This window comes from Chryseobacterium sp. SIMBA_028 (genome assembly GCF_046535285.1).
In the GTDB taxonomy this organism is placed as follows: domain Bacteria; phylum Bacteroidota; class Bacteroidia; order Flavobacteriales; family Weeksellaceae; genus Chryseobacterium.
Map to the genome: position 1 here is coordinate 1 of NZ_JAWRWZ010000349.1, position 266 is coordinate 266.

The 266-nt window shown below is 42.1% G+C and carries 1 protein-coding gene; it reads right to left on the minus strand.

What is annotated here, in order from left to right:
* The coding region (locus SCA31_RS23735; protein WP_410699464.1) for a hypothetical protein at positions 1 to 266 on the minus strand (266 nt) is incomplete at both ends.

The window sequence follows — 266 nt, forward strand, 5'->3', positions numbered from 1 at the left end:
TTTTCATCGTAATAAGTGTAGCTTTTTGTCCATGCTTTGTCTTCCACATTTCTCACATACGAAGCCAATGGTAAGTTTCTGGTATTTTTACCCGTTGTACTTTGTCCGGGCTGTTTCAATACCTGCTGTCCGATAACGGCAGACGGAATGCTCACCTCCGAAGGAAGGGGAGGATAGGTGTCGTAATAATTCACCGATAAGATAGTCACGCTTTCTGTAGGAAAGGCATTTTTGGTGTAATAAATATTTTCACCGTCCTGTACGAT